Here is a 6,244-nt window from a genome sequence, read left to right as displayed (position 1 = left end):
ATTTGCAGACCGCCGATCAACCTGATATGCGCACGATCCCGGAGGTTTTTCCCGGCGGAAACTGGCTTCGGTCGGATTGTCACGCCTGGGGGGCGCATATTCTCTACCACCATTTTGCCGATGGAACAATTTTGGACCCGATTTCCGGAGAGTCCGGACGGTTTGAAAAAATAACAGAGGACGATCATGTGGAATCCGTGGAATCAAAAAAACAGTGAGATATTCGGCGAAACCGGCATGTTTGCCGACTGCGATGAAGTCCGGCTTTTATTTCCGGTACGCCAATGCCCAGTGAGCCCCATCTAGAAATCCTCTCCAAGTGTGATCATCTTGCCTCCGGAACTTGAAAGATGGGAGGCGCAAATGGAGCGTGAAAGGCGTGTCGTGACTACTGGCGGGAACAGTTGTCGGAATATTGGGATAGCGGTTTAACGATTCAGGAATATTGCGAATTGAAAGATTTGCTGTATGAGAGTGTACGTTGCTGGATAGGAGAACATGAAGGGAAATCATCTCTCCGTGCTAGAAGAAAAACATGAGAAAAAGCAAAAGAAATGCAGCGTTTATTGACTTTGGTAAAGTACGCCATAATTATTTGTGATAAGATCACAACATATCAGGAGGTATGACAATGGCACAGAAACCGGCGGGGGCTTCTATCCCCATTACAAATACAAACTACAGGCGAAATATTTGCCTGTCAGAGAAGATCCCCTTTGAAAAGGTTGCAGAAGATTTTTCAAAGCAGAAGTTGACCTTGCTAAACTGCGATTGGGAGCAATCAGCGAGAATTATTCAAATGTCGCGTGTGAACGAGCGTCTTTCGAATACTTTAGATCAACAAAATATTTCGTTTCCGAAACCAATTCAAATTGGAGATTATTGGGTTTCTGTCAATAAGAACTCTCAGCCGCTAACAACATGTCATCGTTTCCCATTTACCTATAACTTTAATGAAGAACTGGTGATATCACAAGTCGATCAATACGGAAATTGTCAGCTTGTAACTCTTCCTTACCTGAGGCATACTCCCTTTTATTTTTTGCGTTTACTTATTTATGATGAAACAATAACGGAGTATGGTTATGACGAATACGGATTTCAAAAAGTCGAATATCTGACGGCCGAAAAACTTGCTTTCAAATATAAGTATACAGGAAGTTGGGGAGGGACAAGTCAGGAAATAATAGCTGGGGTCTTTCTGCCTTCACCTTATTTGTTTGCTGACCGTAGCGAATATGGTCGGTTGTTTTACATTTATGATTACAGGGGAAATGTAAACAGTTCATTTGAAATGATTCCAGTAGGGGAAAAGGTTTTAATCCTGCCTTATTGTTATAGAGCACGTAGTAATTTTTCGGGACCTTTCAAGGTATATTTTCAACAAAGTGCCAATGTTTCCATTTGGGGCGTGGACAAAATCTGTAATCCCGCGACTGAGCATGTGATTCTCTATCATAACCCCGGCATTATGCGTTTGAAATTTCCGAATGCTTCAGTGGCAACGGGATGTATTCTTGGCGGACTTGATTCGATTCCTTATGTATCCTGCGGGGAGTTGTATGAAAAACAAAATCATATTTTGGTTTCTGAAAATACATTTGATCTTGCTTTTGCTTTGAACCTTGCAGTTGCCATGAAAAAACAAGGTGTTCCTGTGGTTCGTTTTATGAAAATGGAGGCGGCCAACCGGTGCGAAACAGATTATAACTGGGACGGGATAATGTATCCGGCAACACAGTTAAGCGATATGCAAATTCAAAAAATCACTCCTGCGGAATTGCGGTTACTGGCTGAATCCAATGGAGTTCAAATTCCGGAAAATTTTGTAAATTACTTTGAGCAGGTTTACTGATGGATACACAAAATGAACTGAAAGAGTTCTTTGTAAATTTTTTTGTGCCGATTGACAATATTCCGGAGGATACAGCCTGGCGTGATTCTATCAGCATGGAAGCACGTGCTTCCATGCTGATAGATAATGCTTCTCTGGAGGATTTGTCTTCGCTTTTCAATGTATGCATCAATGAAAATGTTCTTACTCTTAAATTGCCTGCCCCACTGTCGGTTCAAGTTACTGCACCGACGACTTTTCCTGCACCCACGGCAGTCGGTTACAGCTACATAGATGTATGTTATTTTTGGCATTTTTCCGGTTACAGCATAACGAAAACAGAAACAACTGACTACTTCCAGATTAGTGGACGCTGGCATATAAAAGATTCATTGTTTGAGAGAAATGAATGTGAAAAACTCTTGGCGCGAAATTTACAAAATGCGGAACCTTCTTTTCCCTGGACTGACTCCAAAGCTGCAGATATTTTGCGTAATTGTTCCAGTAAACTTCAGGAGGAGTTGAAAAAACATTTTGCTGAGCATTCGACTTTTCAGTTGGCGGAGTCATCAACTTCCCATAATACTCCGTGGAAAATCTGTCGTTTTTTCCATACTGAAGCATTGCCGTTATCGCCGATCTCTTTGCCTCATCACCTTTTGCAGTTTGAAGATGTTGCTTCGGCAATGCCATTCGAGCCTGTCATTTCTGGACAAAGTGAAGCTGAAAGTGTTCACGATTCCTTAAAAAGCATGTTTTCGGCAAAGCGATTGCCAAGTCCATTATTAGAATATCAACCCAAAGTGTATGAGAAATCGCAACAGTTTCTTTTTCCGTTCAAGGATGAAGATAACTATACGATTATGACTGTGTTGAAGTGTTATGATGATACTTTTCAGCGGAAAAATTTCCTGCCTGTGACACGCTGGCGGGTCAAGCATACTCTTCAACGATATTGTATGGCTGTTCCGGGGGAAAAGAAATTATCCTTATTCAATTTGCAGGAGCTGGCTGCTTATCCGGAGGCCCCTGTCATATTGACCGACAGCCTTGAAATAGCCGCCCTTAATCAAGCAAAGATAAAACCGGAAAAATTGATTTTCACCAGTTTTATGTGTGATGATGGACATTATGATCAGGTGGATTGGAAGCCGTTAAAAGGTCGTCTGCCTTATCTGCTTGTCACGAATCATTCAGGTAGAACATTCGAAGAAGCCTGTTTGAAAGCCGGTAAGCTGGCAGATTATTTGAAGAAATTTCAAGCAGTAGAACTTCAGTTTGTTCGCGTTCCTGTCTGGTATCGGCCTCTTCCTGTTCTGCATAGTATTCAAGAGTTGATTTCGGCATATAAAGCAGCTCCCCCGCAGCCTTATAAAGAAGATATACGGATATTGACGCCGGAAGAGTTTGAAACGATTCGAAAAACGGCAGAGCAGAGGATTGGCATACCGCCGGAAGCGTGGTGGAAAACTGTACAGGAACAAAAGACTTCGATTTCTTTCTCCTCTGAAGAGAAGCTGTCCACATCCGACAGATTCGATTACATTCTCTGGCCGCTGCTGATTCGTGGAACAAGTACAATGCTCTATGCTCGCAAGAGCTTGGGGAAAAGTGCCTTGAGCCACAGCATTGCAGCCTGTCTCAGTGCCGTTGGCAAAACACGCTTATTTGAAGAAAATCGCTGGGGAGCTTCTAAGGGAGCTTGGAACTCTTATAAAGTTTTATACCTCGACTTCGAAAACGGAGAAACGGGACATAATGATCTGTTGAAGAGAGTATGTAACCTCTATTGGCGTACAGAGAAAGTTAAACAAGATGAAGATTCCAAGAACTTCATTTGGAAAGACATGCCTAAACTTGGCTTGGCAGGAATTAACTATGCGCTGCCGGAGAACCATCAGAAAATCTTGGATATGTTGGACGCCGCCAGCGATGAAGGCGAACCGGAACATCCGGTAGATGTTCTTGTCATTGATACTTATCACGAGTTTACGCAACTTCAGGATCAGGTGAATACACATCAAGGATTACGATCATTGTTGCGTATGCTTAACGAGCGTAATATTGCCACTTTAGTTTTAAATCATCCCAAACCCAGCGATGATTCGAAGATGTATGGGCATGGGATTATTCTGGAGTCTTTCTTTTACGTGATGGATTTAGAGCGAAAAGGACGAGACTCTCATTCTCTCGCCGAACCTATGGAAGTTCACTTTAAGGCGGTTCGTTCCGGTTGGTTGGCGACCAATCAGGAACCGTTTAAAATATATCAGCCGGAGTCGCCGGGCAGATGGCATCTCTATTCGCCCGAACGTTCTGCAACAGAAGAACGGAATCGGATAAGAGATTATTACATAAATGTAGAGAAATTAGGGAAAGAGGAAACGGCAAAACTACTCGGAACGTCTCCGGCTTCGTTATATCGTCCCATTAAAGACGAAGACTAACACATCACAGAGAGAGCAGCATGTAAAATATTCTATCGTCCTGTTGCCATCAAGCAACAGGACGATAACTTGCTACTTCATCTGTGTTTGTCAGCAAATGCCGAGGCCATATCGTCTTGTGCGGGACGGCTGAGCGCACAGCGATCAGCGATTTTACGCCAGTTTTGAACACTTTCTTCGGTCTGCCTGATAAAAGAATCGGCCGCGTCTGTATCAATTCGGAAAAGTGACGCGACTTCCCGCGCGAGATCGAAATCAAGGGCATTGTCGTTTTCCGAGATATTGAGAGCAAGACCGGCGCCATTCGGATTGGGGTTGATGTCGTAGGCCGGAGAGAGTATCCAGCCTTGAGGCGTCAGCAGGAAACCGTGGTTGCGGAGATGGTCGTCAGTATTCTTTACTGCTATACTGAAAACGATCCGCTTCCAGAGTTCCCGCAAGTCGGCATCAGGCTGAGCACCGTACTGCATGATGAATTTGGCAATATCAAGGTAACTGGTTCCGGCCTGATAATCAGCTCCATCCGTTTTGCCGAGCAGCGTCATTGCCGAAGCGAAATGAATGCGGCGGTTACCGTTGCGGTCGAAACGTCTGGTCAGGAAAGTAGAGCCATTCTTGGAGAATTTGTCAAGTCGGCATTCCGGCAGACGGAGGCCGACTTGCCTTGCCAGTTGATGTACGACCATTTCCCAGGCTCCCGTATCGGCAGAATCCGCTCTACTCGGAAACTTGGCAATCCAGAGATTGCCTTCCGGATCGAGTACATTCGCCTTCGGACGTGCGCCTCCCAATGAAGAGCCGGGAGCAATCAGCATCGACAGCCATTTCTCATGTTCATTGTCGGACTGCGATTCATCCTCATAGTTGCGGCTGGCGGCTTCCAACTCGCGCAGGCTGGTCCAGGGTGGAGCCGCCATCGCACGATCATTGTTGACAAACTCTCCGTTGGGGGATAACTTGAAGCGGATCGCTCCCATGCGGGTTTCATCGTAAACGCCCAGCAGATAATCGGACTCCTGCAACGGGGACGGTGAACGCTCTTCATTACGTGCCCGGATCGCTTCTCGCCGCCGCATCAATTGCCGCCCCCAGCGGTCCGGGGACGAATCGAGAAACAGACCAAAATTGTTCTTGTTACCGGCAGCGTATTGCGGACCGGCGAACAGTTGAAGATCAGGATCGAGGATGCGCGTGTCATTCGACTTCAGCCAGGCCGGCTTGAACTCAAACGCAAAAATCTCTTTCCTCCTAACAATCTGAATTTGCAATTCACCCATCAGTTGAGGAGTCGCATCGGCATGCCAGTCACTGTAAACATAAACGGTTTTTCGTTCCATCTTCACTTGTTCCTTCTGGACGTGACACGTTTGCGGACGGCTAGGCCGGCATCCTGTAACTTACGGCCAAGCTCATCGTCGGCCGCGACTTTCAGCAGATCGTGTTCCAATCCGAGTGAAACCAGCACCTGCACATAGCTGCCGAGCGAAACGGAGGGCGAGCCTTTTTCAATCTGCGACAGCGTCACCCGGCTGATTCCGGCCCGTTCCGCCTGAAGCGCGGAGGTGATATTGCGGCGCAAACGCGCCAGACGCAGGTTCTCGCCGAACTCCTGCAGCAGCTCAATTGTTTTCGGAAACAGCACTGTGGTACGCTTCGCCATTGTTTTCTCCTTAGTTATGCCAGTTTAAACTATCACAGATTATGATGAATGTCAATGATGCTTTACATTATTTCAAGAGAAAATTTTGAAAACCGGTTTGCAATGGCGAATATGAAGAGTTATAGTAAATCAGTTGTTTGATTTCAGGATTGGAGCAGGGGTACCACACTTTTCAACGGTGCCGTTTTGTGCCGTTTAAAGATGAAAATGTGCCAAAAAGTGCCGTTTTGACAATTCAAGGCGCCTTGCATGGAATCGGATCAGAACGATAGTTTTTCATTGCACGGTAAGCGGTTGCGGCTT

At 45.5% G+C, this 6,244-nt stretch carries 5 protein-coding genes and 1 pseudogene; 4 read left to right on the top strand and 2 right to left on the bottom strand.

Annotation, left to right across the window (positions count from 1 at the left end; translation table 11 throughout):
* The 4 genes and pseudogenes from FYJ85_RS23405 to FYJ85_RS21590 all read left to right on the top strand — a co-directional run.
* Positions 1-218 (top strand): hypothetical protein (locus FYJ85_RS23405; RefSeq protein ID WP_206213387.1); only part of this gene is annotated, 218 nt, incomplete at its 5' end.
* 177 nt (positions 219-395) lie between these two features.
* Positions 396-539 (top strand): annotated as a pseudogene (locus FYJ85_RS24515) (hypothetical protein); the annotation flags it as partial.
* Between the two features lie 92 nt (positions 540-631).
* Complete coding sequence (locus tag FYJ85_RS21595; protein ID WP_154420770.1) at positions 632-1,855, top strand: hypothetical protein; 1,224 nt, start codon at positions 632-634, stop codon at positions 1,853-1,855.
* Positions 1,855-4,281: an AAA family ATPase gene (locus FYJ85_RS21590; protein ID WP_154420769.1), complete on the top strand. Its 2,427-nt coding sequence runs from the start codon at positions 1,855-1,857 to the stop codon at positions 4,279-4,281. The genes FYJ85_RS21595 and FYJ85_RS21590 overlap by 1 nt, the downstream gene beginning before the upstream one ends.
* Before the next feature lie 77 nt (positions 4,282-4,358).
* On the opposite strand, the gene FYJ85_RS21585 is transcribed toward FYJ85_RS21590, so the two are convergent.
* Positions 4,359-5,618: a type II toxin-antitoxin system HipA family toxin gene (locus FYJ85_RS21585; RefSeq protein WP_154420768.1), complete on the bottom strand. Its 1,260-nt coding sequence runs from the start codon at positions 5,616-5,618 to the stop codon at positions 4,359-4,361.
* 2 nt (positions 5,619-5,620) lie between these two features.
* On the bottom strand, positions 5,621-5,941 hold the full coding sequence (locus FYJ85_RS21580; RefSeq protein ID WP_154420767.1) for a helix-turn-helix domain-containing protein: 321 nt from the start codon (positions 5,939-5,941) through the stop codon (positions 5,621-5,623).
* Between the last annotated feature and the right edge of the window lie 303 nt (positions 5,942-6,244).

The organism is Victivallis lenta, from assembly GCF_009695545.1.
Taxonomy (GTDB): domain Bacteria; phylum Verrucomicrobiota; class Lentisphaeria; order Victivallales; family Victivallaceae; genus Victivallis; species Victivallis lenta.
Note: the sequence above shows the minus strand (reverse complement) of the source record. Positions and strands in the feature narration are given on the sequence as shown.